General features: G+C 49.5%; 25 protein-coding genes and 1 riboswitch. Of the genes, 11 read left to right on the top strand and 14 right to left on the bottom strand.

Annotated features, from left to right (window positions below; translation table 11 throughout):
* Window positions 1–76 precede the first annotated feature (76 nt).
* Together J7E85_RS02265 and J7E85_RS02260 are read left to right on the top strand one after the other, a co-directional pair.
* Window positions 77–481 carry a winged helix-turn-helix transcriptional regulator gene (locus tag J7E85_RS02265; protein ID WP_215154494.1) on the top strand — a complete coding sequence of 135 codons (405 nt, stop codon included), beginning with the start codon at window positions 77–79 and terminating at the stop codon, window positions 479–481.
* A 212-nt stretch (window positions 482–693) separates the two neighbouring features.
* On the top strand, window positions 694–1,047 hold the full coding sequence (locus J7E85_RS02260) for a dihydrofolate reductase family protein (RefSeq protein ID WP_215154492.1): 354 nt from the start codon (window positions 694–696) through the stop codon (window positions 1,045–1,047).
* Between the two features lie 157 nt (window positions 1,048–1,204).
* On the opposite strand, the gene J7E85_RS02255 is transcribed toward J7E85_RS02260, so the two are convergent.
* The 4 genes from J7E85_RS02255 to J7E85_RS02240 form a co-directional block, all read right to left on the bottom strand.
* Entirely contained in the window at window positions 1,205–2,203 is a 999-nt protein-coding gene (locus J7E85_RS02255) for an ABC transporter substrate-binding protein (protein WP_215154490.1), read from the bottom strand.
* Window positions 2,204–2,235: 32 nt separating this feature from the next.
* Entirely contained in the window at window positions 2,236–3,951 is a 1,716-nt protein-coding gene (locus J7E85_RS02250) for an ABC transporter ATP-binding protein (RefSeq protein WP_215154488.1), read from the bottom strand.
* Between the two features lie 94 nt (window positions 3,952–4,045).
* On the bottom strand, window positions 4,046–5,080 hold the full coding sequence (locus J7E85_RS02245) for a FecCD family ABC transporter permease (RefSeq protein ID WP_215154486.1): 1,035 nt from the start codon (window positions 5,078–5,080) through the stop codon (window positions 4,046–4,048).
* Window positions 5,080–6,135: a FecCD family ABC transporter permease gene (locus tag J7E85_RS02240; RefSeq protein ID WP_098746336.1), complete on the bottom strand. Its 1,056-nt coding sequence runs from the start codon at window positions 6,133–6,135 to the stop codon at window positions 5,080–5,082. The genes J7E85_RS02245 and J7E85_RS02240 overlap by 1 nt, the downstream gene beginning before the upstream one ends.
* A gap of 232 nt (window positions 6,136–6,367) precedes the next feature.
* A riboswitch (Fluoride riboswitch) is annotated at window positions 6,368–6,428 on the top strand.
* Between the two features lie 73 nt (window positions 6,429–6,501).
* On the opposite strand from J7E85_RS02240, the gene J7E85_RS02235 reads away from it, so the two are divergent.
* The gene (locus J7E85_RS02235; protein WP_215154484.1) at window positions 6,502–7,827 is read left to right on the top strand and encodes a voltage-gated chloride channel family protein; all 1,326 of its coding nucleotides are present in this window, start codon (window positions 6,502–6,504) and stop codon (window positions 7,825–7,827) included.
* A gap of 131 nt (window positions 7,828–7,958) precedes the next feature.
* Here the strand turns inward: J7E85_RS02235 and J7E85_RS02230 are convergent, their stop codons facing one another.
* From J7E85_RS02230 to J7E85_RS02220, 3 genes are read right to left on the bottom strand one after another with little or no spacing between them, the layout of a single operon-like run.
* Window positions 7,959–8,642: an LTA synthase family protein gene (locus J7E85_RS02230; RefSeq protein WP_215154483.1), complete on the bottom strand. Its 684-nt coding sequence runs from the start codon at window positions 8,640–8,642 to the stop codon at window positions 7,959–7,961.
* Window positions 8,642–9,529, bottom strand: a complete 888-nt coding sequence (locus J7E85_RS02225) for an ABC transporter ATP-binding protein (protein ID WP_215154482.1) — start codon at window positions 9,527–9,529, stop codon at window positions 8,642–8,644. Before J7E85_RS02225 ends, J7E85_RS02230 begins: the two co-directional genes overlap by 1 nt.
* On the bottom strand, window positions 9,529–9,897 hold the full coding sequence (locus J7E85_RS02220) for a GntR family transcriptional regulator (protein ID WP_009591066.1): 369 nt from the start codon (window positions 9,895–9,897) through the stop codon (window positions 9,529–9,531). Before J7E85_RS02220 ends, J7E85_RS02225 begins: the two co-directional genes overlap by 1 nt.
* 234 nt (window positions 9,898–10,131) lie before the next feature.
* Here J7E85_RS02220 and J7E85_RS02215 point away from each other — a divergent pair, with 234 nt between their 5' ends.
* From J7E85_RS02215 to J7E85_RS02205, 4 genes are all read left to right on the top strand, one after another.
* On the top strand, window positions 10,132–11,265 hold the full coding sequence (locus J7E85_RS02215) for a phosphodiester glycosidase family protein (protein WP_215154481.1): 1,134 nt from the start codon (window positions 10,132–10,134) through the stop codon (window positions 11,263–11,265).
* Between the two features lie 190 nt (window positions 11,266–11,455).
* Window positions 11,456–12,412 (top strand): PrsW family glutamic-type intramembrane protease, encoded by a 957-nt coding sequence (locus J7E85_RS33790; protein WP_353049446.1) that lies wholly within the window; start codon window positions 11,456–11,458, stop codon window positions 12,410–12,412.
* Window positions 12,331–13,512 (top strand): restriction endonuclease fold toxin, encoded by a 1,182-nt coding sequence (locus J7E85_RS33785; protein WP_251035370.1) that lies wholly within the window; start codon window positions 12,331–12,333, stop codon window positions 13,510–13,512. Before J7E85_RS33790 ends, J7E85_RS33785 begins: the two co-directional genes overlap by 82 nt.
* Window positions 13,513–13,531: 19 nt before the next feature.
* Window positions 13,532–13,933, top strand: a complete 402-nt coding sequence (locus tag J7E85_RS02205; protein WP_215154479.1) for an immunity 7 family protein — start codon at window positions 13,532–13,534, stop codon at window positions 13,931–13,933.
* 164 nt (window positions 13,934–14,097) lie between these two features.
* On the opposite strand, the gene J7E85_RS02200 is transcribed toward J7E85_RS02205, so the two are convergent.
* The 4 genes from J7E85_RS02200 to pxpB all read right to left on the bottom strand — a co-directional run bounded on the left by J7E85_RS02200 (window position 14,098) and on the right by pxpB (window position 17,284).
* Complete coding sequence (locus tag J7E85_RS02200) at window positions 14,098–14,736, bottom strand: pyroglutamyl-peptidase I (protein WP_215154477.1); 639 nt, start codon at window positions 14,734–14,736, stop codon at window positions 14,098–14,100.
* 65 nt (window positions 14,737–14,801) lie between these two features.
* Entirely contained in the window at window positions 14,802–15,560 is a 759-nt protein-coding gene (locus J7E85_RS02195; RefSeq protein ID WP_215154475.1) for a LamB/YcsF family protein, read from the bottom strand.
* A gap of 6 nt (window positions 15,561–15,566) precedes the next feature.
* Window positions 15,567–16,568 carry a 5-oxoprolinase subunit C family protein gene (locus J7E85_RS02190; protein WP_215154473.1) on the bottom strand — a complete coding sequence of 334 codons (1,002 nt, stop codon included), beginning with the start codon at window positions 16,566–16,568 and terminating at the stop codon, window positions 15,567–15,569.
* Window positions 16,565–17,284 carry a 5-oxoprolinase subunit PxpB gene (gene pxpB, locus J7E85_RS02185; RefSeq protein WP_215154471.1) on the bottom strand — a complete coding sequence of 240 codons (720 nt, stop codon included), beginning with the start codon at window positions 17,282–17,284 and terminating at the stop codon, window positions 16,565–16,567. Before pxpB ends, J7E85_RS02190 begins: the two co-directional genes overlap by 4 nt.
* Window positions 17,285–17,514: 230 nt before the next feature.
* Between pxpB and J7E85_RS02180 the strand changes: the two genes are divergently transcribed.
* Window positions 17,515–17,691, top strand: a complete 177-nt coding sequence (locus J7E85_RS02180) for a hypothetical protein (protein WP_213644387.1) — start codon at window positions 17,515–17,517, stop codon at window positions 17,689–17,691.
* Between the two features lie 261 nt (window positions 17,692–17,952).
* Here the strand turns inward: J7E85_RS02180 and J7E85_RS02175 are convergent, their stop codons facing one another.
* Both J7E85_RS02175 and yqeK read right to left on the bottom strand, forming a co-directional pair.
* Window positions 17,953–18,684 (bottom strand): metallophosphoesterase family protein, encoded by a 732-nt coding sequence (locus tag J7E85_RS02175; protein ID WP_215154469.1) that lies wholly within the window; start codon window positions 18,682–18,684, stop codon window positions 17,953–17,955.
* Window positions 18,685–18,706: 22 nt separating this feature from the next.
* Window positions 18,707–19,342: a bis(5'-nucleosyl)-tetraphosphatase (symmetrical) YqeK gene (gene yqeK, locus J7E85_RS02170; protein WP_215154623.1), complete on the bottom strand. Its 636-nt coding sequence runs from the start codon at window positions 19,340–19,342 to the stop codon at window positions 18,707–18,709.
* Window positions 19,343–19,783: 441 nt separating this feature from the next.
* On the opposite strand from yqeK, the gene J7E85_RS02165 reads away from it, so the two are divergent.
* The 3 genes from J7E85_RS02165 to J7E85_RS02155 all read left to right on the top strand — a co-directional run bounded on the left by J7E85_RS02165 (window position 19,784) and on the right by J7E85_RS02155 (window position 22,918).
* The gene (locus tag J7E85_RS02165; RefSeq protein WP_215154468.1) at window positions 19,784–21,040 is read left to right on the top strand and encodes an ABC transporter substrate-binding protein; all 1,257 of its coding nucleotides are present in this window, start codon (window positions 19,784–19,786) and stop codon (window positions 21,038–21,040) included.
* Between the two features lie 80 nt (window positions 21,041–21,120).
* Window positions 21,121–22,080 (top strand): carbohydrate ABC transporter permease, encoded by a 960-nt coding sequence (locus tag J7E85_RS02160; protein WP_215154467.1) that lies wholly within the window; start codon window positions 21,121–21,123, stop codon window positions 22,078–22,080.
* Between the two features lie 16 nt (window positions 22,081–22,096).
* A complete protein-coding gene (locus tag J7E85_RS02155; protein ID WP_213644379.1) occupies window positions 22,097–22,918 on the top strand; it encodes a carbohydrate ABC transporter permease in 822 nt (273 codons plus the stop codon).
* Between the two features lie 234 nt (window positions 22,919–23,152).
* Here the strand turns inward: J7E85_RS02155 and J7E85_RS02150 are convergent, their stop codons facing one another.
* A complete protein-coding gene (locus J7E85_RS02150; RefSeq protein ID WP_215154466.1) occupies window positions 23,153–24,733 on the bottom strand; it encodes an MDR family MFS transporter in 1,581 nt (526 codons plus the stop codon).
* Window positions 24,734–24,841: the final 108 nt, after the last annotated feature.

Here is a 24,841-nt window from a genome sequence, read left to right as displayed (position 1 = left end):
CGTACTTTTTTGTAATGTAGGTACCTGATAGTACCCTAGATACTTTTTAGTGCCTATTAGAAATAGGAGGATGAATATGCAAACGAAGAAATACAACATCGCCGTCGAAGCGACATTGGAAGTGATCGGGGGCAAATGGAAATGCGTGATCCTCTGTCATCTGACCCATGGCCGTAAACGAACCAATGAGCTGAAGCGTCTCATGCCGCACATCACCCAAAAAATGTTGACGCAGCAGCTGCGGGAGCTCGAGGACGATGGCGTGATCAATCGCATTATTCATAATCAAGTGCCGCCCAAAGTGGAGTATGAGTTAAGTGATTACGGCATGAGTTTAAGCGGAATTCTGGATATGCTCTGTGCATGGGGCGAAAAACATATCACGAAAGTATACGGGGACAAATTCAGCGTGCTTGAGGACAGTATCCTGAATGATAAACTGAAAGTCTCGGACGAGCCCACAACCACAGATGCACGCTAGACCTGATTGATAAGCAATCCTGATACAACAACAAGGGCAAGGTCCGTGACTACGGACCTTGCCCTTTTCATATACACCATTCTCTAATGACATCTTCGAAGATAGCAAATCATATGAAATTTAGACATATCGTGAATGCTATACTGATCCCAAAATAAACGTTTTTCGTAAATACGAGTCAATACAGGGAACTAAATACCCCTCCTTTTCATATGCCGGTGTTTATACTGACTCATGAAACTCGCCCCGCAGAAATCAAGAATGGCAGCACGACTTATACCTTCGTTACGGATGGAATCGAACGCGGATTGGAACATGCCAAAGCTGCAGCGGGGAGTAAAGACGTTAAAATTGCCGGAGGCGCCAACGTGATACAGCAATATATCGGAGCAGGACTGCTGGATGAGCTCCTGATCACGCTGGTACCGATCCTCCTCGGCAACGGTAAGAAATTGTTCGAACATATCCACTCGCCGAATATCGAATTTGTTTGGACCGCTGTCATCGAATCTCCGAATGTCACGCATCTGAGATTCCGACTGTTCCATCACACGAACGCATCATAACGGCCGGATTCCTCCACTGAACTAATGTTCACGCGAACACCAATGGCAAACCCCTCTTAAATTCAGGGTCTGCCATTGCATTACAGAATAAAAATACAAACAAAAACAATGTCAAATGTCGTCCGTCACATTCCGCGCGATATCACGAGACCGCTGATTATTTCGCGTTCTCCTTCTCTTTTTGACTGACGATCATTTCCGTCACTTCCTCCGCCTGAGCTAGGACAGCAATCGGATCAAACGGCCAGAATCGTTTGGCATCGAGATAAAACACGTGATCCTGCTTCACCGCTTCAATCGAAGTCCACACCTTGTCCTTTTTATCCATCTCGGCACCGTTGGACTCATCAAAGAAGATATAATCGCCTGCATAATCTTTGAGCACTTCCAAGGAAACCTCTTTGTAAGTCACGTTGGCATCAATTAATTCTTTTTGGATCGTTGCCGGAGGCGTTAGCTGGAGCTCCTTGTAGATCGCTAAGCCTCCTCGATAAATGCCATCTCCGTACAGATAGAAGGTTTTGCCGAATGCGCCAAAGATCGAGAACGTCTCCCCCTCTTCCAACACACCATTCACTTTTGTGCGCAGCGCATCTATTTTTTCATCGAAACCGGCGAGCCATTCCTTTGCTTCTGTTTCTTTGCCCAGTATAGCACCGAGTCCCTCCACTTCTTCGTGAACGCCTCGATAGGTTTCATAAGGGAGAATGACCGTCGGTGCGATTTTGGATAATTTCTCGTATAATTCCGGGTCCGAGTTAGCGCTGATAATCAGGTCGGGGTTCAATTCCACAATCTTTTCCGGAGCGCTTTCCCCCGTGTTCTCTATGCCCTCAATCATGTCTTGAATATGGACGTTCTCGAGATCCGTCGCTGTCGCGCCGACCGGCTTTTCTCCGAGCAGCAGCAGAGTTGGCAAGTAGGCATCAACTACAATTCGCTCGGGAGCGGCCGGAATTTCGATTTCTCCGTTCATCGTAGCCACCTTTCTTATCGTAGGGGCTGGGGCTTCAGTCTTGGGGGTGTCCGTGCTCGCAGCTGTTTCGCCGGCAGAGCCGCCATTATTCACGGTATTCCCATTCCCGCTGCATGCCGAAATAAAGATCGAACATATAACGAGCGCGGAGAGCATGATGCGTAATTTAGACTTGAACATGTTGATATCCTCCCAAAAAATGATAGCTGGATTTAAGCCCCGAATTGGGCTCGATGTAATCGGCTGTATATGCCATGCGCTGCGAGCAGATCTTCATGGATACCTTGTTCGGCGATACCTTTGTCTGCAACAACCACAATGCGGTCTGCATTCTTGATCGTAGCAAGCCGGTGTGCAATCACCAGGGTCGTACGTCCCTCCGACAGTTCGGCCAGCGCCTGCTGAATCGCTGCTTCGGTCTCCGCATCCAATGCAGACGTCGCTTCGTCCAGAATAAGAATCGGCGGGTTCTTGAGGAACATCCGGGCTATCGACAGGCGCTGCTTCTGTCCGCCGGACAGCTTGACACCTCTCTCGCCAATTAAGGTGTCCAGCCCATCCGGAAGTGAAGCGACAAGCTCCTCAAGCTGGGCACGGCTCACGGCTTTCATAATGTCGCTATCGGCAGCGTCCAGTCGGCCATAGGCAATATTTTCGCGAATGCTGCCGTCAAACAGGAATACATCCTGCTGCACGATGCCAATATGGGAACGAAGGGATTGCAGCGTCATGTCTCGGATATCGATCCCATCAATCGTAATCCGGCCAGCGTCTGTATCATAGAAACGCGGCAGCAATGAACATAACGTTGTTTTGCCCGCTCCGGACGGCCCCACAAGCGCAACGGTTTCACCAGCACGTATGGACAAACTGACATCCTGCAGCACTTGATCTTTGTTCTCGTACCCGAAGGATACCCCGTGAAAGGCAATGTCTCCCCGCAGATCGTGAACCGGCTTCGCATTAGGCGTATCCGCAACGTCCAGTTCGCTCTCAAGCAGCTCCAAATAACGCTTAAAGCCGGCGATTCCCTTCGGATACATCTCAATGACCGCATTAATCTGTTTAATCGGGCCGAGGAAGACGTTGGACAGCATGACAAAAGCGATAAATTCCCCGTTGGTCATCCGGCCTTCGATCACGAACCAAGTACCGCACACCAAAACGAACAGAGAGATGAATTTCATCAGGATAAAGCTAATCGAAGAGTTCCACGCCATAATGCGGTAGGCAATCAGCTTTGTCACGCGGAAACGGTTGTTGTTCTCGGCGAAACGAGCCATTTCATGCTCCTCATTCGAGAAGGCTTGAACCACGCGGATACCGCTGACGTTGTTCTCCACCCTTGCGTTGTAATCGGCGATATCGGAGAACATGCGCTTGAACGCAGCCGACATTTTTCCGCTGAAATACAGCGATAAATAGACCATCAATGGAACAATCACAAACGTCATCACCGCAAGCTCCCAGTTAATCCCGAGCATGATGCCCAAGGCTCCGGCAAGCGTCATAAGGGCAATAAACAGATCTTCCGGACCGTGGTGGGCAATTTCCCCGATATCCATCAGGTCGTTTGTCATCCGCGAGACTAGATGTCCCGTCTTGTTATTGTCAAAAAAACGGAAGGATTGCTTCTGAACCCGATCAAACAGCTTTTTGCGCATATCCGTCTCAATATTAATGCCGAGTTTATGCCCCCAATAGGTGACCACGTAATGCAAGAAGGAACTGACAACATAAATGCCGAGAAGACCCAAACAAGCGTATAAGATCCACTTCCAGTTACCACTAGGCAGCAAGTCGTCAATCACGCGATTGACGGCAACCGGGAATATTAATTCAAGTAAAGCCGCAAAGATAGCGCAGCAAAAATCCAGGATGAACAGCCTTTTATAAGGCTTGTAATAGGAAAAAAATCGACGCAGCATAAGGACCTCCTTAATCCGTAATTCCATTATAGAAATGAGCAAGTCCTTCCCTTTAATAAAGCGCACATATTAGATCAGTTACGATCTTATCCTGTTACGCTCTCGTCCTGGATAACAGGTACAGGAAATAGGGAGCACCAATCACCGCAACCACGATCCCCGTCGGAATCTCAGAAGGTTGGATAATCCAACGTCCCAGAGTGTCGGCTGTGATGACCAGCAGTGCACCGACCAAGGCCGTTACCGGCAGCAGCATCTGATGCTTCGCACCGACCAAGCGTCTGGACAGGTGGGGCGCGATAAGTCCGACAAATCCAATTCCACCGCTTACCGCGACGCAGGAGGCTGCTAAGCCAACCGCCGCTGCCAGCAGCTTCAGCTGCTCCCTTGTGACGGAAGCACCGAGTCCAGTCGCCATCGATTCTCCAAGATTGAGCACGTTCATCACCTGCGCTTTATACATGACGAAGGGCAGAAACACAAGGATCCATGGGAGCAATGCCAATACAAACTTCCAGCTTGAACCCCAAATGCTGCCCGCTAGCCAAGTGGCAACAAACTGGTATTTTTCAGGACTCAAACGCAGCGTTAGCACGATCATAGCCGCACTAATGCCCGCCGCAACAGCAATCCCTGTTAACAGCAGCCCCGTCGGCTTAAAGCCCTGATTCTTCTTATAGGCCAGCACGCATATTAATGCAGCGGTTAAGCTCGCCCCAATCAATGCAAGCACCGGCAGTAGATAGACAGGGGCCGCCGTCGTGCTTGGGAAAAATGAAATGAACAGCATCACCATCAAGCCGGCTCCTGCATTAATCCCCAAGATTCCCGGATCCGCCAGTTCATTACGGGATATTCCCTGCATCACACATCCCGATATCGCTAACCCGGCCCCAATAAGCAGCGAGATGACGATCCGCGGCAAGCGGAATTCGAACAGCACCAGCTCCTGCTTATCCGTCCCGCTGCCAAACAGTGTTTTTATGACCTCAAGCGGCGATAAACGAATGACTCCCGTGTTCATACTGATCAGAAATACCAAAACGATCAGTGCAGCCAGCACAGACAGGGTTATGATTTTGCGCTTCCTGTCTTTGCGCCCATGCATGGTGTTTGTGATGGTCTCCATTACAGTTCCCTCCTTTCTTTGCGTGCCAAGTAGAGGAAGAAGGGCACCCCGATCAACGCGATGATCGCGCCCACCGGTGTCTCGTAAGGAGGGTTCACCATTCTTGCTGCTAGGTCGGCAATGACGACCAGCAAGCTCCCAAGAACGGCCGAGCAAGGAATGATGAGGCGGTAATCCACACCGACCAGCTTGCGCGTGACGTGCGGAATCATGAGACCGACAAAGCCTACCGCACCGACAACCGAGACGGCAGCCCCTGCCAGCACCAGCACGATCACCGTTCCGGCCAGCTTGACAAGTCCCGTTCGCTGCCCGAGCCCGCGGGCGATCTCATCGCCGAGGCTGAGCATGGTAATGGAGCGTGACAATGCAATAGCTCCCAATATGGCAGCGACGATCCACGGCAGCATAATCTTCAGATGGACCCACTTAATCCCCGCCGTTCCGCCGGCATACCAGAACGCCATGTCCTGTCCGACCTGAAAATACAATGCAATGCCTTCGCTAAGCGCACTTAACAGCGCACTAAGCGCAGCACCCGCCAGAACAAGACGTACCGGTGTCAGTCCGCCTTTTGCCATGGAACTGACCCCATACACGAGTACCGCACCTAATCCTGCTCCAAGGAACGAGAACAGAATCAGGTACATATAAGGAAGCCCCGGAAAAAACGAAAAGCAAAGGGCAATGGCAAAACCCGCTCCCGCATTTAAACCGAGCAAACCTGAATCAGCGAGCGGATTGCGGGTCATCCCCTGCATGATCGCGCCCGATACCGCAAAGCAGGCGCCCACCATCGCCCCACCGAGGACTCTCGGCAAGCGCAGTTCCTGTATGATCTGATGCTCCGTCACATCGGGATTAAAGAAAAACACCGCCTCCCATACATTTCGCAGATCAATCTCTGCCGCTCCGAGCGATATCGATAAAGCTATGCCAAGCACCAGCGCTGCCACACCTCCGGTGAGAATCAGGGTTGCAGCCCATGGTCGCCCCTTGAGTTTAACGTGGGCCTCGGAATCTGTAAGACTTGGATTGGACGTGTTTGATGACATCATTTTCCCCTCAATACTTTGATATTGATTCTCATTATCATCTGTAACTATAAAATAAAGGTCTTTCCTGCGTCCATGGACATCTTGATTTTCTAATCTGAAAAAAGTCCATGCCCAAGTCAAGCACTTTTTTCCAGTAAATAGCGATCCCCCTCTGGCTCAACAAAAAGCTCCGCTCCTAATGGATTGTGCCATTGACACAGAAACCTCTAATCCATTACAATAAATGCTAATTGAATGAGGCGATGGAGTTCGCCATAACCGCTTCGATAGCTAATGACTCCTACCAGAGGTCGCTTTCCTGGTAGGAGTCTGTTTGTGTATTGAAGGGTTTAGCGGCGAATATATAGAAACGGGTGAATTTGCATGATTAAAAAATGGTTTGAAGGTACCGAACAATGGCCATACGCCTTGTTGTCCGGTTACTTCATCAAATGGATCGTTCTGGGAAGTGTTGTTGGATTGATGACGGGCAGTGCCTCCGCCTTCTTTCTTTACAGTCTGGACTATGTAACTTCCCTTCGCATGGAGAATCCTTGGCTGCTGTTCTTCCTTCCCTTGGGAGGCGCTGTGGTCAGCTACCTTTATTACAAATTTGGCAAGAGCAGTACCAGGGGGAATAATCTCATCCTTGAACAAATCCATGGCGGTACGGAATCCGTTCCATTGCGAATGGCACCTTTAGTTCTAATCGGAACATTAATCACGCATCTGTTTGGGGGCTCTGCAGGACGTGAGGGTACTGCCGTTCAGATGGGAGGAAGTTTATCGGAGTGGTTCGGTAAGCTTATCCGCGTCACGACGGCGGATCGAAAAATACTGCTGATCTGCGGAATTAGCGGCGGTTTCGGGTCCATCTTCGGCACGCCGCTAGCGGGATCGCTGTTTGGGCTTGAAGTCCTTGCCATCGGACTGATCTCGCATCAAGCCCTATTACCTGCATTCGTAGCCAGTTTGGTCGGGAATCTGACCGCCACCTCCCTATGGGGTGTCAGCCATCTGCATTATCCGATCGGAGAAATTCCGGCATTGAGTTTCATAGTCATCATGAAGGTCGTTTTAGTCTCGATACTCTTTGGTCTGACAAGCCGACTATTCAGCGAGCTAACCCATTCCTTGAAGCGATGGTACAGCTATTTATTCCGCAATCCGATGGTCAAAAGCGCTGTCGGCGGTGTCATCATCATTGGGCTGGTTTATCTGCTGGGGACACGCGATTATTTGGGGCTGGGGCTCCCCCTGATCGAAGCCTCCTTCACAGGCGAGGTATCGCCTCTCGCCTTTCTCGGCAAAATCCTCTTTACCTCGCTGACGCTCGGAGCAGGGTTCCAGGGTGGGGAAGTAACTCCACTGTTTGCCATCGGCGCAACGCTGGGCAACGCGTTGTCGGGATGGATCGGATTGTACGCCCCGTTCCTGGCTGCATTAGGATTTATTGCTGTCTTCTGCGGAGCGACGAACACCCCGATTGCTTGCTTTATTATGGGAATCGAACTGTTCGGTGGGGAAGGCGCGGTGTATATGTTTATGGCCTGTGTGATCAGCTACCTATTCTCCGGGCACTCCGGCATCTACACCTCCCAACAAATCGGCATATCCAAACACCCACTCCTCTCGTTCCCGCTGGGCACAACGCTTGCAGGAGCGAAGACGTTAAACAAACAGAAGCACAAACCAAAGACGTCCGAGTAATCGGACGTCTTCGGTTGAGAGCAACAGCGATGAAAGGAACGTTTCGTACACGAAGCGTCTCTTCAGACAACAAAGAGGTGCATCGCAAGATCTAATGATCTTGGGAACACCTCTTTGTTACTAAGCAGCTATTATACCGTTGACTTGCGAAGCCACTGACGAGAACACAGCGCAATGATCAGCACAATTGGAATCATCCATAGCGTCAGATCGAATGCAGTTTGCTTTGTAAACCATATAAAGATCGGACCCCACCATTCATATCGCATCGCGATCAAGCTCAAACCCGAGATGAGGACCATAACGGCGGCCACCGTGATAAACGTTCGGATTCCTCTGAATCTTAAGAAAAACGTGCCGATTCCTAAACCTATCATGGAAAACATCAGAAGTAATATGCCATTCACAACGAATTGGACAAACCATGACCCATCACTCAGATACGGCAAATGGAAGAAGTTTACTATATCCCCCCAGGATCCGGTCCATAGCTCCACTTGAGCGAGTACCACCAGCACAGCCGAGCTGAACATACTGATCAATAGAATAAAGATAAATGTCCCTAGGAAAAAGTCCGTTCGACGTATGCTAAACCCCATGGAGAAAGGAAACAACTGCACTGACGTGGTCAAAGCGGTAACGAACATGAATATATAAATCGTCGCTAGGCCGCCTGTATAAAATGCCTCTCCCCCAATCAAGACACCGATCAGCACATTGATCAAGAAACTGAAGGTCATGGTGATCCAGGGCAAGTAGAACCAACTTAGTTTATGTCTTAGATGAATTTTAAAGACACTGGATATTCCTCTCATCAGCGGCTCGCCACCTTTCCATTTTTCGTTAGATGAACAATTAATTGTTGCAGGGATACAGGCGTCGTTTCCAAGCCGGCTAGCTTAGCTTCTTGTTTCACAACAGCTTCTGAGGTTCCCATGACCGTCGCCGAGACCGTCGATCCCAACATTTCCCGATGAATGACTTCCCGGCCTTGAATGAAGGACTCGACCGCAGATTGATGTCCGATTACATTATAGGTGCGTCCTCGCAGTTCATCTGTATCCGTGTCCAGCAATATTTTTCCGCCATCAATCACAATGATATGCTCTAACAGTCTGCTAACCTCGTCAATCAAATGAGTGGACAGAATAATCGTACGCGGATGATTGGTGTAATCCTCGATCAATTGATCATAGAACAGCTCTCTAGCCACGGCATCCAAACCTAGATAAGGCTCATCAAAAATCGTAATGGGTGCGCGGCTGGCGAGTCCGACAATGATACCGACCGACGACAGCATGCCGCGGGACAATCTTTTCACGAGTCGTTTCATGGGCAGTCGGAATACCTCGATCAGTTCCTTGGCATATTCCGCATCCCAGTTCGGATATACATTCGCTGCAGTTTCCATCACATCCCTAACCGTAAACAGATCCGGATACTTTTGGCCTTCCTTTATAAAACATACCTGCTGGATGACCTTTTGATTTTCATAAGGATGCTCACCAAATACGCGAATCTCCCCCTGGCTTGCGAATAACTGAGCAGTAATCATTTGCATGATGGTCGTTTTGCCAGCACCGTTCCTCCCGAGCAATCCGTAGATCTTGTTGGCTTCTATCGTAAAGCTCACATTATCGACGGCTGTAGTATCCTTATATTCCTTACTCAAATTCTTGACTTCAATCACGGTTTGGTTCATCAGTCTTGCTCCCCTCTGCGGATCATTTCCGATAATTGATCTTTGGTAATCCCAAGCTTCGCCGCTTCCTTAACCATGGCGACAACGTATTGCTCATAAAACTCCGTCTTGCGCTTTTCCATCAGCAATTCACGAGCCCCTGAAGCTACAAACATGCCAATCCCCCGTTTCTTGTACAAAATCCCTTGATCCACCAGCAGATTAACGCCTTTGGCAGCCGTTGCCGGATTGATCTGGTAAAAGGCTGCAAACTGATTCGTTGATGGAACCTGTGTCTCCTCAGGCAGTCGGGCTTCGATGATGTCGTCTTCAATTTTGTCGGCAATTTGCATGAATATCGGTCTGCTGTCATCAATCTGAAATGCCATTTACCTCACCAACTTTCATTTATAACCTTCATTGCAACATCGGTTAGTTACTCATGTAATTAACCATATAAGAGATGAGGTTCATTGTCAATGGGTTATCGGAATTTATTTACAAAAACAAGACAGGAATTGGACTTTTGTCCTAAATAAATAGTCCTTATCTTCCGATAAAGTATAGGCACAAATCCTGCGTTGCCCAATACAGATAAAGAGAAGAGGAGTTTGAGAGGAAACATGAAAAGAATCATTGCAATCGTTGTACTAGCCATGCTGACGGTAATAACGCCGCTGTATGCCGCATCCGCACCCAAGAATTTGGCTTATGTGGATAAGAACAACCAATCCTATATTTCGATTGGGGTACTCAAGACCTATGACGGCGTAAAGGTGGCGTATACAGCCGCTGAAAAAAAACTCACTATTACTCGCGAAGATACAGCTCTCACGCTATACCTGGGCAGCCTCAATGCCTACGTAAATGGCAAGAAGGTTCAGGCTAAAGCAGCCCCATTTTCCGAGAACGGCTCCACCTATGTACCGCTGCAATTTGTCAGCCAACATCTGGGCTTACAGCTATCCTGGAACCATAATAGATCCACCCTGAAAATCACGGATGGGAATGTAGCAAACACGCTCCCTGTTCTATCGGGAACATTAATATCCAGCCAAACCAAGCCCGTTACGACGGCTAGGAAAACCTTCAAGGTGGGCTCCCGTTCCTTCAGTGCACAGGTGGTTACCGTTTCACTTCTCCATCCGAAGGTGGAACTGGACGTCGTTCTGGCAGGCAATAAAGCAGGGAAGGTCGAGGATTTGCGCAGTATAGCCAAGCGTAGTAACGCCGTAGTGGCTATAAACGGTACTTTCTTTGATGCCTACACTTCCGGCGCATACAAAGCGCCTTACGGCTATTTGGTCAGCAAAGGCAATATTTTGCACAAGGCTTCGGGGGATAATCGGACGATCTTCACCTATGACAGCAACAATCTGGCCACCATGATTCCTGGACTTGATTTCAGATCCATATATGATGCCGGGCATTTGGAAGGGGCACTTCAAGGTGGTCCGCGTCTACTGACTGACGGCAAGGTAACCCTGGACGTCAAGAAGGAAGGCTTCAAAGATCCGAAGATTCTAACTGGCGGCGGTGCACGAAGCGCGCTCGGTATCACGAAGGATCATAAGCTGATTTTGTTAACGACAGGCGGAGCAACCATTCCTCAGCTTGCGGAAATTATGAAAAAAGCTGGGGCGTACCAAGCGATGAATCTGGATGGTGGTGCCTCCAGCGGCTTGTATTATAATGGATCTTACTTAACGTCCCCTGGGCGGCAGGTCAGTAATGCCATCGTCGTAAAATATAAATAGTTACCTCCTCTCCCCTGGTTATCCGGATATTCTGCCGGCTGATCAGGGGGTTTCTTTTTAGGCAGCACTACCTCCGCTTCGAGCCGCATATGCTGATCAAGAAAATGTTTCACGATGAGGACCCATTGTTTAAATATATAGCAAACTGTCTTTTGTAAACGTTCTAAGCTAATGGTTCATTCGGCGGGGGGTGGATTCCATTACATCGTCTATTGCGGTCATTCGGACGAGAATCAGAGACACGGTCGAGGGGATATATCGGGTTTGGAGGGAATGGATTGGGAGATACCCTTTCATTGCCAAAGTGTATCACTTATTTTCCTGGCTTTCCCTGCTGGTGCTCGTTTTAAGTCTGATTCTGATTGAAGAATCGCGGACCATGCTTGTTCAATATTTGTGGACTTTCTACGTACTGCTGCAATTTTGGCTGCTCAGCCGGAGCAAAACCGTTACCTGGAAGCAGGTCAGCTTGTTTGTTCTCTCAGGGATTCTTTTGGTCATTCCCTTGACCAATGGGACCATGCAGGGACTTCATTTGATCTTTGGAGGACGGACTAACGACACATGGTCAGAGGAAATCTACAAGCTATTGCCTCTGGGATTGTATTTATTTTTTTCAAGAAAAGCTACTTCGTTAAGTCTGAGCGATTATGTTGTATTAGGGGCTGCCCCCGGCATTGGCTTTCAATTTATGGAGGAGCTGTCGAGGCGCTTAGTCCAAAGCAATTACGGGGTGTCTTTTCTCGGCGGCAAAACGCTCCATTGGGAGTTCTTCGATTTATTTCCGGGCTACTTCGAGGAAAGCTTTATTCCGACCATGATGAATGTTACGCATCCTGTACATAGTGCTATGATCGCACTCGGAATCGGCATCGCTTTCCGGTACGCCAAACGCCTCTCACGCTGGGCCTATGCATTTCCGGTTCTCCTTCTGTTATGGGCTATCCTGAATCATGCAGCCTGGAATGGGCAGAATCGGCTGCCGGAGTGGGTACTTACTCTTCATGAATGGACCGGTGAGGGCTACCGAACGGAAAGCTTCTCCTGGTCCTGCTGGTTGCTGGGTTGTTCATCGACTATTTCGATCTGCATCGAATCCGTGACCGTCTTCCGGTTCTGGAGGGTGAGGCCCTCATCAACCCATTAACGGAGTATTGGCAGATGACGCGGGCTCTCTTTACAGACAGGAAACGCCTCGGTTACTTGATTGGATTCTACCGAGAACGACGCGAGCTTGGATATTCGATATTGTATGGCAATCTCGAAGCAGCAGGCCAAAGAGATCAGATCCAGGAAAATGTAAGAAAGTATACTGCCGTTCTGGGAGGCATCGGCATCCTCATGCTTGCTGCCGGGATCCTGTCCAGTATCGGCACTTCGATGACAGCTGGCGACTCCTCTTGTTTCGCGTGCTTGTTCGACTCACTCCAGAACTGGTGGGATCGGCTTAGCGGCTGGGAACAAGCGGGTATCATATTGGGAGCCTTTGCCCTTTCCCTGCTGTTTGTCAGCTTCTGGCCCGCTCTTGGTATTGCCATGACCGGTGCAGGCATTGCCGGTGCCGGTGGCGGACACGAAATTGCCGGATACATCCGCGACCCGAAGAAGCTGCTATCCCCACAAAATGCAGCCGCTGCCGTGTTAGCCGTTATCCTCAGCCGGATTCCGATAGGTAAAGGGGTCTCTTGGCTGTCCAATAAGCTGGGTCCCCGTGCAAGAAGGTGGCTGGATACGCTTTCCGAGAAAGCCGGTTTGAAAACGCGCGATGAGCCGGATACTCCCTCTGGCGGATCTCGCGATGATCGAAAGCCTGACGGTACGAATGAACAACCGGAAGAGAATCCGAGGAAGCCGGATGAAGATAAACCTGACGAAGCTGAAGGAACACCGCAAGAGGTGCCGAGATATTCCGGAGAGCTGCAGAAGGTTAACAAGCCGGATGCTGCCGCGGATGCGCTTGCGGAGCGACTTGGCGGACAATCGAGAATGAAGTTTGATTCCGACCCGATCGGGCGGGAATTCGACGCCGTTAGCGATGAATATATTGCCCAGACCAAGCCTGCCCTGCAGCAGGTTAACAAAAAGGTCCGTGATCAAATGAAAGCGACCTTTGAAGCAGCGGAGCAAACCGGAAGGAAGGTCTATTATCATTTTGAAGGGGAGCCTGCCCAATCGGTTATTGACAAATTACATGAATACAGCCAAAGATATGGTATAGAAGTCCACATTGATACCGATCCATTATAACGACAAGGAGTGAACATTCATGTATGAATTTCACGGCTGGGCTACCATCCAGGAGAATCCTGCGGAAGCGGATGCCGGGCAGCTCGACACGATCATTCAGAAAATACAGCTTAAGATGACCGAGTTTGCATGGGGTAGCGGCTTGCTATCCTTAAATGCGGCTAACGGCTCCTATTACCTTCATGTCGGAGGTTTTACGAACCGCAAGGGAGCCGAGGCTGCCGAAATCGTGGCGCTGTACCAATTGATTGGCGAAATCGCTCCCGGTTCATACGGTCTTCTGTATACCAGAGATGATGAGAATCTGGAGGGTTATGACAACGAGTTCCGGGTCCAGGTGCTGGCACGCGGGCAATTGCGGGAACAACGTGATCCGTTCCTCTCCCCTTGCGTCCCGGTGATCGAAGATGAAGTCGATTAATGACATGATAAATGAAGTTAGAAAATAAAAGAAATCCCGTTACTCGCTATGTCATGATGTTCTCATGGATAGCGGGTTACGGGATTTATTGTTTATCTGGATATTGATCATGAATTCGATCATGTATCTACATACTCATTGCAGAAGGGCTGAGTAACCATGAATTAAGCTCGTCCGTTCAATTCATCCATCGTTGCCTGTACGATGATCCGCAGGCCATTCAACATCGTTTCATGGGATAATGTCGGCAAGGACGGCTTCTCCAAGGCCATCTCCGTCGAAGCCGGAAAATGCACAAAGCCGCCAATGGTAGATTTTTGCTGAAGACGAATTTCGTTCAAAATCGCATACATCGTATTATTGCAAATATACGTTCCGGCCGTATTGGATACCGAAGCAGGAATTTCCGCTTCCTTCAGCCGGTTGACCATCAAACGGATGGGAAGGGTTGAAAACAGTCCGTCCGGTCCGTCAGCGTCTATGGGCTCGTCTTGAGGTCTTGCACCCCGATTATCCGATATCGCCGATTCCGGCGGTATGTCCTTGATATTAATGGCGATCCGTTCCGGTGTAATGGCGGTCCGTCCACCCGCAACGCCGCAGGCAATGACCGCATCGGGCTTGTATGCCTTCATCTCTTGCAGCAGAATTTCCGCACACTCATCGTAATGTACGGGAAGAAGCAGCGTTCTGATCTCTGCGCCGGGGAAGGAGTCGTGCTTGATCTCCTCAACCAGTCTCTCCGTTGGATTAATAGAGCTTCCGCCAAATGGTTCAAAGCCTGAAATTAATATTTTCAACATAGGTCATATCTCCTGTACTCGTTTATGTAAGCTGCCGGGTCACGAAAATAGCATACTATCTTTTATCATAGCAGCGCTTGTACGCTAACACCTTCTGCTTCAAGCCGTGATCGCAAGGTGCTGGCGAATAACGATGCATGCGAGCCATCTCCATGAATGCAGACGGTATCTGCCGTAATTGGAATCACCTTGCCGCTCAGAGAAACTACCACTCTGTCTTTCACCATCCGTACGACTTGTGTAACCGCAGCTTCGGGATCCGTTATCATGGCATCCGGCAGATGTCTCGGCGTGAGGGTGCCGTCATCCTGGTAGGTACGATCCGCAAACACTTCGCTAGCTGTGCGAAGCCCTACCGTCTCACCCGCCGCGATTAACTCGCTGCCTGCCAACCCATACAGAATGAGTGTCGGATCAATATGCTTGATTGCCGATGCAATCGCATCCGCAAGGGGTCTGGAGGTTGCTGCCATATTATACAGAGCACCGTGAGGTTTTACATGCTGCAGTCCGGACCCTTGCTGTATCGCAAAAGCCATCAGGGCTCCAATCTGATAGGTTACCATATCATAAGCTTCGGCAGGCGTTATCTCCATTCTTCTTCTTCCGAAGCCAGCCAGATCGGGCAAGCCAGGGTGCGCGCCGATTGCGGCACCGCTCTCGATCGCCTGACGCACCGTTGCCCTCATGACCGCCGGATCACTTGCATGAAATCCGCAAGCAATGTTTGCCGAAGTTATACAGCGAAGAAGCTCCGTATCATTGCCTAACTTGTAAGCACCGTAGCTCTCTCCCATATCGCAGTTCAGGTCCACTCGAACCATGCTGACTCACCACTCCTTTAATTTAAGCTTGATCATGGCCTCCAACATTCGAAACTCTCGAACGTGAGCACTATAAAGTTGTTCTGCTTCTGCCAACGAAATACCCGCAAAACGAATTGCTGCCCCAGGAGACAGCTGAGCGATCAGCGAAATATCAACGGTTGCCACTTGCGCAAATTTGGGATAACCTCCAAGCGTCTGACGATCCGCCATTAGAATGATGGGCTGGCCATCTGCGGGTACCTGTACCGTTCCAAGGGCTACCGGCTCGGATATATATTCCTTTGCATGGCTTAGTTGAAGCGGCGGACCGGACAACCTGTAGCCCATACGGTCCGATTGCGGAGTTACGGTGAACCGTTCTTCGAACAGCGCCTGCTTGCTGCCATCGTCAAAGTCATCATATTGACGCCCTTTCAGCACGCGTATCACCGCCTCCTGCCCTGGACCAGGATACCCTTCAGCAGAGACGGCCCAATTCACGGTGAGGAAACCGCCGTAATCATCAAGGTATCGTTCAGACATGACCAGAGGAAGCTGAGAAGGATGAGCAAACAGCGTATCCCCTTTCTTCAACGGCCTCCCTTCATATCCGCCGATTCCTGCCCTTAAATACGTACTGCTGCTGCCCATTACCTGGCAGACATCAAATCCGCCCGATACAGCCATATAAGCGCGACAACCCGTTACCGGCTGTTGAAAGCTCAGAACGCGGCCCGCTTTGATCAGCACGGGACGCCACATAGGAACCTTCACGCCTTCAATCGAGGGCGATAGATCTCCGCCTGTAATGGCAACCCACCGATCACTATGAAATTCTACTGCGAATCCTGACCATGTAATTTCCAGAACGGCCTGTTCATCCTCATTGCCAACTAGTCGGTTGGCGATCCGATAAGCGGAATTATCCATTGCTCCTGCCGTGATAATCCCGTATCTGCCGTAACCCCGTCTTCCCGCATCCTGAAGAGTAACAAGAAGTCCCGGCTTTAGTACGGTTATACTCATAGGCCCACTTCCCTTAACCGTTCAAATTCCTCAACTTGAATAGGCCGAAACCGGATATATTGCCCGCTCTTCAACAGCGTTGGAGGCTCGGCTTCGGGACGAAATAAAGCGAGCGGCGTCCGGCCGATAATCTGCCACCCGCCCGGCGTTTCGATCGGATAAATGCCGGTTTGCGTGCCGGCGATTCCTACGGATCCAGCCGGTATTTGCAGCCGGGGAGTCTGTTTCCTCGGTGTCGCAATCTGCTCCGGGATACCTCCGACATAGGGGAAGCCGGGCGCGAATCCGATCGCGTAGATTAAGTAATCCTGCCCGGAATGAATACGAATGACATCCCTGGGAGAAAGTTGGTTCTGCTGCGCCACTTCGTCCAGATCCGGCCCATAGTCGCCCCCATAACAAACCGGAATGTCAACAACCTCATATTTCGTGATGGTCTTCTCTCCAGCTTCCGCCTCCATCCGCTGCTCCAGCATCGAACAGACGTAAGCAAACACGGTATCGAATGCGTCCGGTTTGTCGATCTTATCATAATCATAGTAAACCGCTACGCTCGTATACGAAGGGATGCATTCGATCCAGCCTGGAAAAGGGTTCTGTTCCATTCGCCTCGTCATAGCTGTGACCTGGCGATGCACCTTCTCGCTCACGATGTCTTCGAATTGAACGAGAACAGCCGAATCCCCTAAAGGGAAGAACGAATAAGACTTGCTCATAGTACATTCTCCGTTCCATATGTACTGCGGATTATCGTCAAACATTGAACGATTATTCCTATGATAGCAGAGAAACAGGCATCCGTTGAATATGAAGTTAAATATTTGTCGATAGAATCAGGCTGGCTCTATTCGGATCATGCCAAGCTTCAATGCCGTTTTTTCGCATAATTTTAGGGAATGGTTGGCAAAATACAGAAGATGTGCTTTGATAAGGAGGTGCCACCAACATGAGCCAACAAAACCATAACAGTAACGAACCGACAAAAGCAGAAGTTCAAACCACGAAATTGAACAAAATGCCGATTCCAGGTGAATTTGACACCGAAATCTCCGCAGAAGAAGCAGCCGAGGTGTTTAAACAGCAGCAGCCAAACGCTGGTCATAGCTCCGAGAACCAACAATAATACAAATAGAAGACCTCACGCATGATCCGTTGCTTACAAGATCGTCCGTGAGGTCTTTCTAGGTGTATTATTTTACAAGTCATTCGGGTTTGTAATTCATGTGATTGCTACCATAAGAAAAACGTCTATCGACGTACTTTCTCAGTAGACAGACCGCATTTAGCGGAAGTTTTTCTTGCGAGATAACCTTGGAAGTTTATACTTTCTTATCTCTAAAAAAAAGAGCCGGCATAACCGGCTCTTCAGAAATCGATATTATCCTTAGTCTTTCCTTACTTGATACCGCCCCGTTCTAACCTCGAGAATATAGTCCTCAGGGAAAGGCATGCCGGATTCCAAGGCATCCTGTACGGCTTGTTCAATAGGGTATGGCACGCGAATAAATTGAATGTTGAAAGGAGCCGGATCTTCGCTGTCATAGATTCCGTCCAAAATGACATAGGAGGCTTCAGGCATTTCAAGGGGATTGCCGACGCTGCCAGTATTAAACAGCGTTTTCCCGTCCAGATGCTGGTGATATGCATTATGAATATCCGCGTAACCGGCGACGTCCGCGATTCTCGGGTCTCCGCACAGCGGGGAACTGTGAAACAAGGTTTCCAGCTTCTCCTGGTCATCCCATGGTTGTATTCGTTCGTACACGCTGCGGGGCGATGCATGAAACAACCGGATCCATTTACCGCTCATCATGAACTCAAGGATATACGGAAGTTCGGCAAGATATTGAAGCCTCTCGCTTCCGAGTCTATGCTGATGCCATTGGAGGACCGGATCATCGGTTTCCTTACCTATAAAGTCGTCCCAATTCCCTTTGATGACTTGCTGGCAATGGGTTCTGACCATATCAACCGCGATATCTCCGTGCGGACCTTTCCCAATCAAGTCACCCAGGCAATAGATGGTTTCGATTTCACGTTGTTTGATATCCTTCAGAACGGCCTCCAAGGCAGGAATGTTTCCATGTATGTCGGAGATCAATGCAATTTGCGTCAATGAACCCGCCTCCAAACTTCGTTTATTTCGGATTGCCGAGGTTATGGTTTAGTGAATCCCGTAATTCATCATATGCGTCTCGAAGCCAAGGATGGACTACCTTCAGCAATTCACGCCGATTCCATAAGTATTGAATATATTCAAATGCGGCATGATCCAGCGAGGTTTGCAACTGCTCCGTAATCTCCTCTAAATACGGGGGGATTCCCGTTTGATCCCATTCCATCTTATCCGCGACGAACAGTACCTTATCTAACAATGTAGCCTTGGATCTTAACGTCGTATGGCAACCAACAGCGTTCAAGATTTCAGGTTCTGTAATTTTGAACCAATCCTCGGCCATATATGCCGATATTTTCTGATGGATGATCATGGGAAATTGCTCTTCTTCAGGCAATACTTCCACCCCGATCTCGCGGGCTACTTGAATGCGGACATGATTCGGAAAAACGGCGCTAATATCATGCAGATACCCGGCATATTCAGCAGCGGTCGGATCGGCGCCATAGAGAACAGCAATTCTGCGGGCTTCCGCCCCCACTTTCAGCACATGCTCTGCAGTCTTGGGACATTGGTGTTTTTGCAGAAAGGAGGCCACGTCATTCCTAAGATTCCCAGTGAGCTCGTGTTCCCCAAGCTCACGGTAGGAGCTGATGATCAAGCGACGGTTATGCGGGTCATTCACTCTTTTCACCTCACCCAATTTCCTTGAATTTACCAATCTAGCACTTCATTTTCCATACAATATTAACTTATACTGAGAATAGTTTGAAGCTATTATACAAGAAAGTCAAAGAAAGGAGGTCATCCGATTCCAAGCATCATCGATCGAACCCATTCGTGCAGGTGATGCGGGATATTAACGATGAGCATGACATAACTAACGAACCTATGGAAGGAGGAGGCAATGATATATTAGAAAGACTTGATCGATCCGTGATAATGCCCCTGGTTGTCCATTTATTATTCCTTTTTATGGAATGTTTCGATTTTTAGTCTAATGTTTATAAACGTAAACATATATTTATACTCACGCAAGCTTGGTAACTGAATAAGATTTAAGCATCACCGACTTCACCACGTTAGGAGGCTGACGATAGTGAATACACGTAGGATGATTAGCTTGGGGTTACTGATTCTTGTTATGATCATCAGCGGTTGCGCTGGAAATGTTTCCACCGAAAAAACGAAAACGCTTACACTCTGGTATTGGAACCGAAGCCTGGACGATGAGCTGATTAAGTCCGTTGAAAAGGAGTTTCCGGGGATCCGAATCGATGCGCAAAAAATCGGTGGCGACTTCAAATCGAAGCTAAAAACAACGCTGGCGGCTGGTTCCGGAGGACCGGACATCGTCGCTTTTAACGACTGGGTGGCAGAGCTGTTTACGAGTTCGGATCGTTTCTACGATCTGTATGAGCTGGGCGCCAAGGAGATTGAGCCGGATTTCCTGGATTGGAAATGGAAGCTTGGCGTTACCCCGGAAGGCGCCATGATTGCCCTTCCGATCGATACGGGGCCAACCGCCCTATACTACAGGGCCGATTTGTTCGGGGAAGCCGGGCTGCCAACCGAACCGGAAGATGTCCACGCGCAGCTCGGCACCTGGGATCAATATTTCGAAGCCGGGCAGAAGCTGCAGGAGCATTTTGATCAAAAAGTGAAAATGCTTGACAACATCACCAACATTTACACGCAAATGAATGCTCAGTCTGAACGCATATATTTTGCCGAGGACAATACGTTTATCGGCGAAACACCTGAATCCTCCATGAAGACGGCCTGGGATACGGCGGTGAAGGCTTCACAGATGAAGCTGAGCGCTAACGCCAATACTTCCTCCTCCGAATGGAATGCCGCCATGAACAATGGACGGGTCGCTTCCTTTGTCGGTGCGGTATGGATGAAGGAAATATTGATGCAGGCGGCGCCGGATACCAGCGGTAAATGGAGAGTCGCACGCGCCCCTGGCGGGGATGGCAACAATGGCGGCTCCTTCCTGGCCATCATGAAGACGAGTAAATATCCGCAGGAAGCATTTGAAGTAATGAAATATATTCAGAATCCGGAAAATCAGGTTCAATCCTTCAAGAAGATCAACCTTTTCCCTTCCGCCAAAGACGCGCTGGATGCCCCCGTGATGAAGGAGCCCGAGGAATTTTTCGGGAATCAGGCAACTGGCGAGGTGTTCTCGGACTCTGCGCGTAACGTCAAACCTGCTTATTTCGGTGGTAAATTCGCTAATGTAAACGGCATTGTCAATCGAGAGTTGTCATCCGTTGCGCTCCAAGGCAAAAATCCTGATAAAGCCTGGGAAGACGCGCTGGCCAGGGTCAAAAAAGAACTGCTGCGCTGACCCGGATCCGGTTCTTACCTGTATGTTTCTCGATTGCTATAAGTACTTAAATACCAACCGCTTGAGGAGGTTACAGTACGATGGATAATCCAATGCTGAATCATACACCCGTGGAACAGAAGCCTGTTCCTAAGCATCCGAAATCTCAAGACCGCCTGTCTGCACAGATATGGAAACACCGCAAAGAATATTTGGCGATCTCCCCTTTTTACATTCTATTTGCCATATTCGGCCTCTTCCCGATTGCCTTCTCAATGTTCCTGTCCTTTCAGAAATGGGACGGCATCGGCGAGATGTCCTATAACGGGCTGGGTAACTACCAATTCATGCTCACCGATCCGGAATTCTGGAGAGCCGTTGGCAACACGCTGATCATCTGGATCTACTCCACGATACCGATGCTGTTTTTTGCACTGGTCGTTGCCTTCCTGCTGAATGCATCGTTTGTCCGGTTCCGCACCTTCTTCCGGATCGGTTATTTCCTGCCGAATGTCACCTCACTCGTGGCGGTTGCCATCGTGTTCGGCACCGTATTCTCGAACAATTACGGCCTTCTCAACTATATTCTGTCCTTGCTCGGCCTGAACTCTATCGAGTGGTTGAATAAGACATGGGGCATACAGCTCGCCATTTCGGTCATGGTCATATGGAGATGGGCAGGGTATAACGCCATTATCTATCTTGCCGGGCTGCAGAGCATCCCGACCGTCCTGTACGAAGCAGCCAAAATCGACGGGGCCTCCGGCATTCAATCCTTTTTCAAGATCACCATTCCCAATCTAAGGCCCATCATTCTCTTCACGGTCATCACCTCGACCATCGGCGGGATGCAGATTTTTACCGAACCGCAGGTACTTGTCGGCAATGATGGCGGCGTCAGCGGCGGCGGTATGACCATCGTCCTCTACCTGTACCGCGAAGCCTTCGTGAATAACTATTTCGGATATGGCGCTGCCGTGGGCTGGGGAATGTTCCTGCTCATTGCACTCTTCTCCATTGTGAACTGGAAAATGGTGCAGAGCAGTCCGTCCAATGACTGAAATGGGGGTGAATCGTATGTTCAAATGGAAATCCATATTCCTTCACATCGGGTTAATCGCCGGACTGCTGCTGTCGATTTTCCCCTTCTACTGGCTGCTTGTCATGGCAACGCGAACCACTTCGGACATTTACAGCTTTCCCCCGAAACTATGGTTCGGTCCTCACTTGCTTGATAACGTGTCGAGGGTGCTGAGCAGCATTGATTTCTTCGGCGCCTTCTGGAATACCCTGTTCGTGGCTTCCGCTTGTACGCTGTTAGTCTTATTCTTTGATTCCCTGGCCGGATTCACGTTCGCTAAATTCCAATTCCCAGGCAAAAAATGGCTGTTTGTGCTGCTGCTTGCCACCATGATGGCGCCTGCCCAGTTGTCCCTGGTACCTTCGTTTGTCATTATGGCAGAGTTCGGATGGGTAGGAACTTATAAAGCGTTGATCATTCCCGGAATGGTAAACGCCTTCGGGATCTTCTGGATCAGGCAATATGCACAGGAGTCGGTACCCTCAGAGCTGCTGGATGCAGGCAAAATCGACGGCTGCGGATTCTTCCGCCTCTACTGGAATATATCGCTGCCGATTCTGCGTCCCGCCTTATCGTTCCTGGCCGCCTTCACGTTCATCGGCGTATGGAATGACTACCTGTGGCCGCTTATTATTCTAAATGATGAGAACAAATTCACCTTGCAGGTTGCGCTCTCCTCATTGAACGGAATATACACGACCGACTATTCGATGGTCATTGCCGGTACGCTGCTAGCCGTCATTCCGCTGATCGTCTTGTTCCTGTTCATCAGCAAGCAATTCATTTCCGATATTGCAGCGGGTGCCATTAAGAGTTAACGGTAAGAGGGATGTCCCAAAAGGTCTTGGTTCTGGCGGGATGCCCTCTTATTCAGTTAAGGGCAACCGGCCGAAAAGCAAGAAATGGCGGTGCAAAGGATAACATCCTGAGCACCGCCATTATTTCATAGCACATGGTTATCAACCTGACGAACCATCAGTCCAATGAGCAAATCCGTTTATGAGACAAATCATTATTATTTTGATCCAGTTCATTCCGCCATACCGTAAACGCTACGGCACCATCACCAGCTTTTCATTATCCGGAGTTTCTCCCTCCTCTTCTGAACCAACCGCCGCCTCCCTCTTTAACTCCGCTGTTTCATCCAACTTTTTACGGCCCATTAACGTTGCTGCCGCAAGCGCTAATGCTGCAGGAACGACAGCCCAGGCAAATGTAATGGCAATGGAGGAAGCGAGGTTGTCGGAGATCGGTTTGAGCAGCTCTAACGGAATCAGCGACCTTGTCTCCGGCGCCAATAAGATGTGGGGATCCTTCAAATCAAATCCTTCAGGAAGTCCACCGTTGTTCACTCCTCCCGATGACAGGGATCCGGTGAAGGATCGGCTCTGTATCAACCCGAACACCGTTATTCCAATGGTCATTCCAAGCGATCTCGTGAAGTTAAAGGTCGAACTCGCCATCCCGCGCTGTTTATAGGATAAGCCATGCATGACGGCTGTACTCAGCACGGAGAACGATCCGCCGATGCCAAGCCCGATCAGTACCATGTATAGGGTTACGATGAACCTGCTGGATTCCGAAGTTAGCGTCGAAGCGAGCACCATCCCTCCCGTGAACAGGACAAGTGTCGGGATCATGATGTTGCGATACGATATTTTGCTCATCAGAAAACCGCTGACTGTAGCCGTGATGACCGAACCCACCATCATTGGCAACAGGACGAGCCCCGAGTTCGTTGCGCTTCCGCCGAGTACCCCTTGAATGAAGATCGGAATATATACGGAAGCCACAATGAACGATCCTCCGCTGAATAAACCGCACAGCACACTGGATGTATAGAGTTTATTCTTGAATAAACGAAAGGAAATAATCGGTTCCTGCGCCCTTCTCTCAGCAAGCACGAAGAGAACCAGCATGACAAACGCCATTGCAAACAACGCCAGGATAATCCAGGAATTCCACGCCAACTGCTTGCCGCCAAGCTCTAAAGCAAACATGAAACAGATGACGCCCGTCAGGAGTGTAGTGGCTCCCATCCAATCAATCGGCTGCTTGGAACGTTCATGCTGTTCCTTATAAAACAGCGTAACCATCATGAAAGCCACGATGCCGATTGGCAAATTAATATAGAATATCCACTGCCATGTAATATGATCCGTAATATACGCACCTGCAAGCGGTCCGAATATGCTGGATAATCCGAACACGGCTCCGAATAACCCGGTGAGCTTACCCCGCTTTTCGAGGGGAACCGTATCGAACATAATTGCGAATGCAATCGGGATCAGCGCACCGCCGCCAATACCTTGCACGGCACGATATAGCGCCAGTTCTGTAATGGAGTTCGCCGTACCGCACAGCACGGAACCCAGCATAAATACAATCATCCCGAATATAAAGAACTTTTTGCGCCCATACATATCGGACAGCTTGCCGAAGATTGGCATTCCCGCTAGCTCAGCGACCATATAAGCGGAGGTCACCCATACGAAATGATCAAGTCCTCCGAGCTCCCCGACGATATTCCCCATTGCGGTCGCTACGATTGTATTGTCCATGGAGGCCATTAAGATGCCGAGCAGCAGGCCTGCGAGCACGATGGGCAATTTGTTGGTCGATTGTGTCTTCACGTTCCCAAACACTCCTTCTAAGTAAGTTTCTTTCTTTACTGTCGTCATTGTAATTCAGAAAATATGACAGCTGACTGTCACACTTTTGTCCTGATTCCACTTTTTTTC

This window comes from Paenibacillus sp. ISL-20 (genome assembly GCF_018613005.1).
Taxonomy (GTDB): Bacteria; Bacillota; Bacilli; order Paenibacillales; family Paenibacillaceae; genus Paenibacillus_AQ.
The sequence above is the reverse complement of the archived record's forward strand: the minus strand, read 5'-3'. Positions and strand labels throughout refer to the sequence as shown.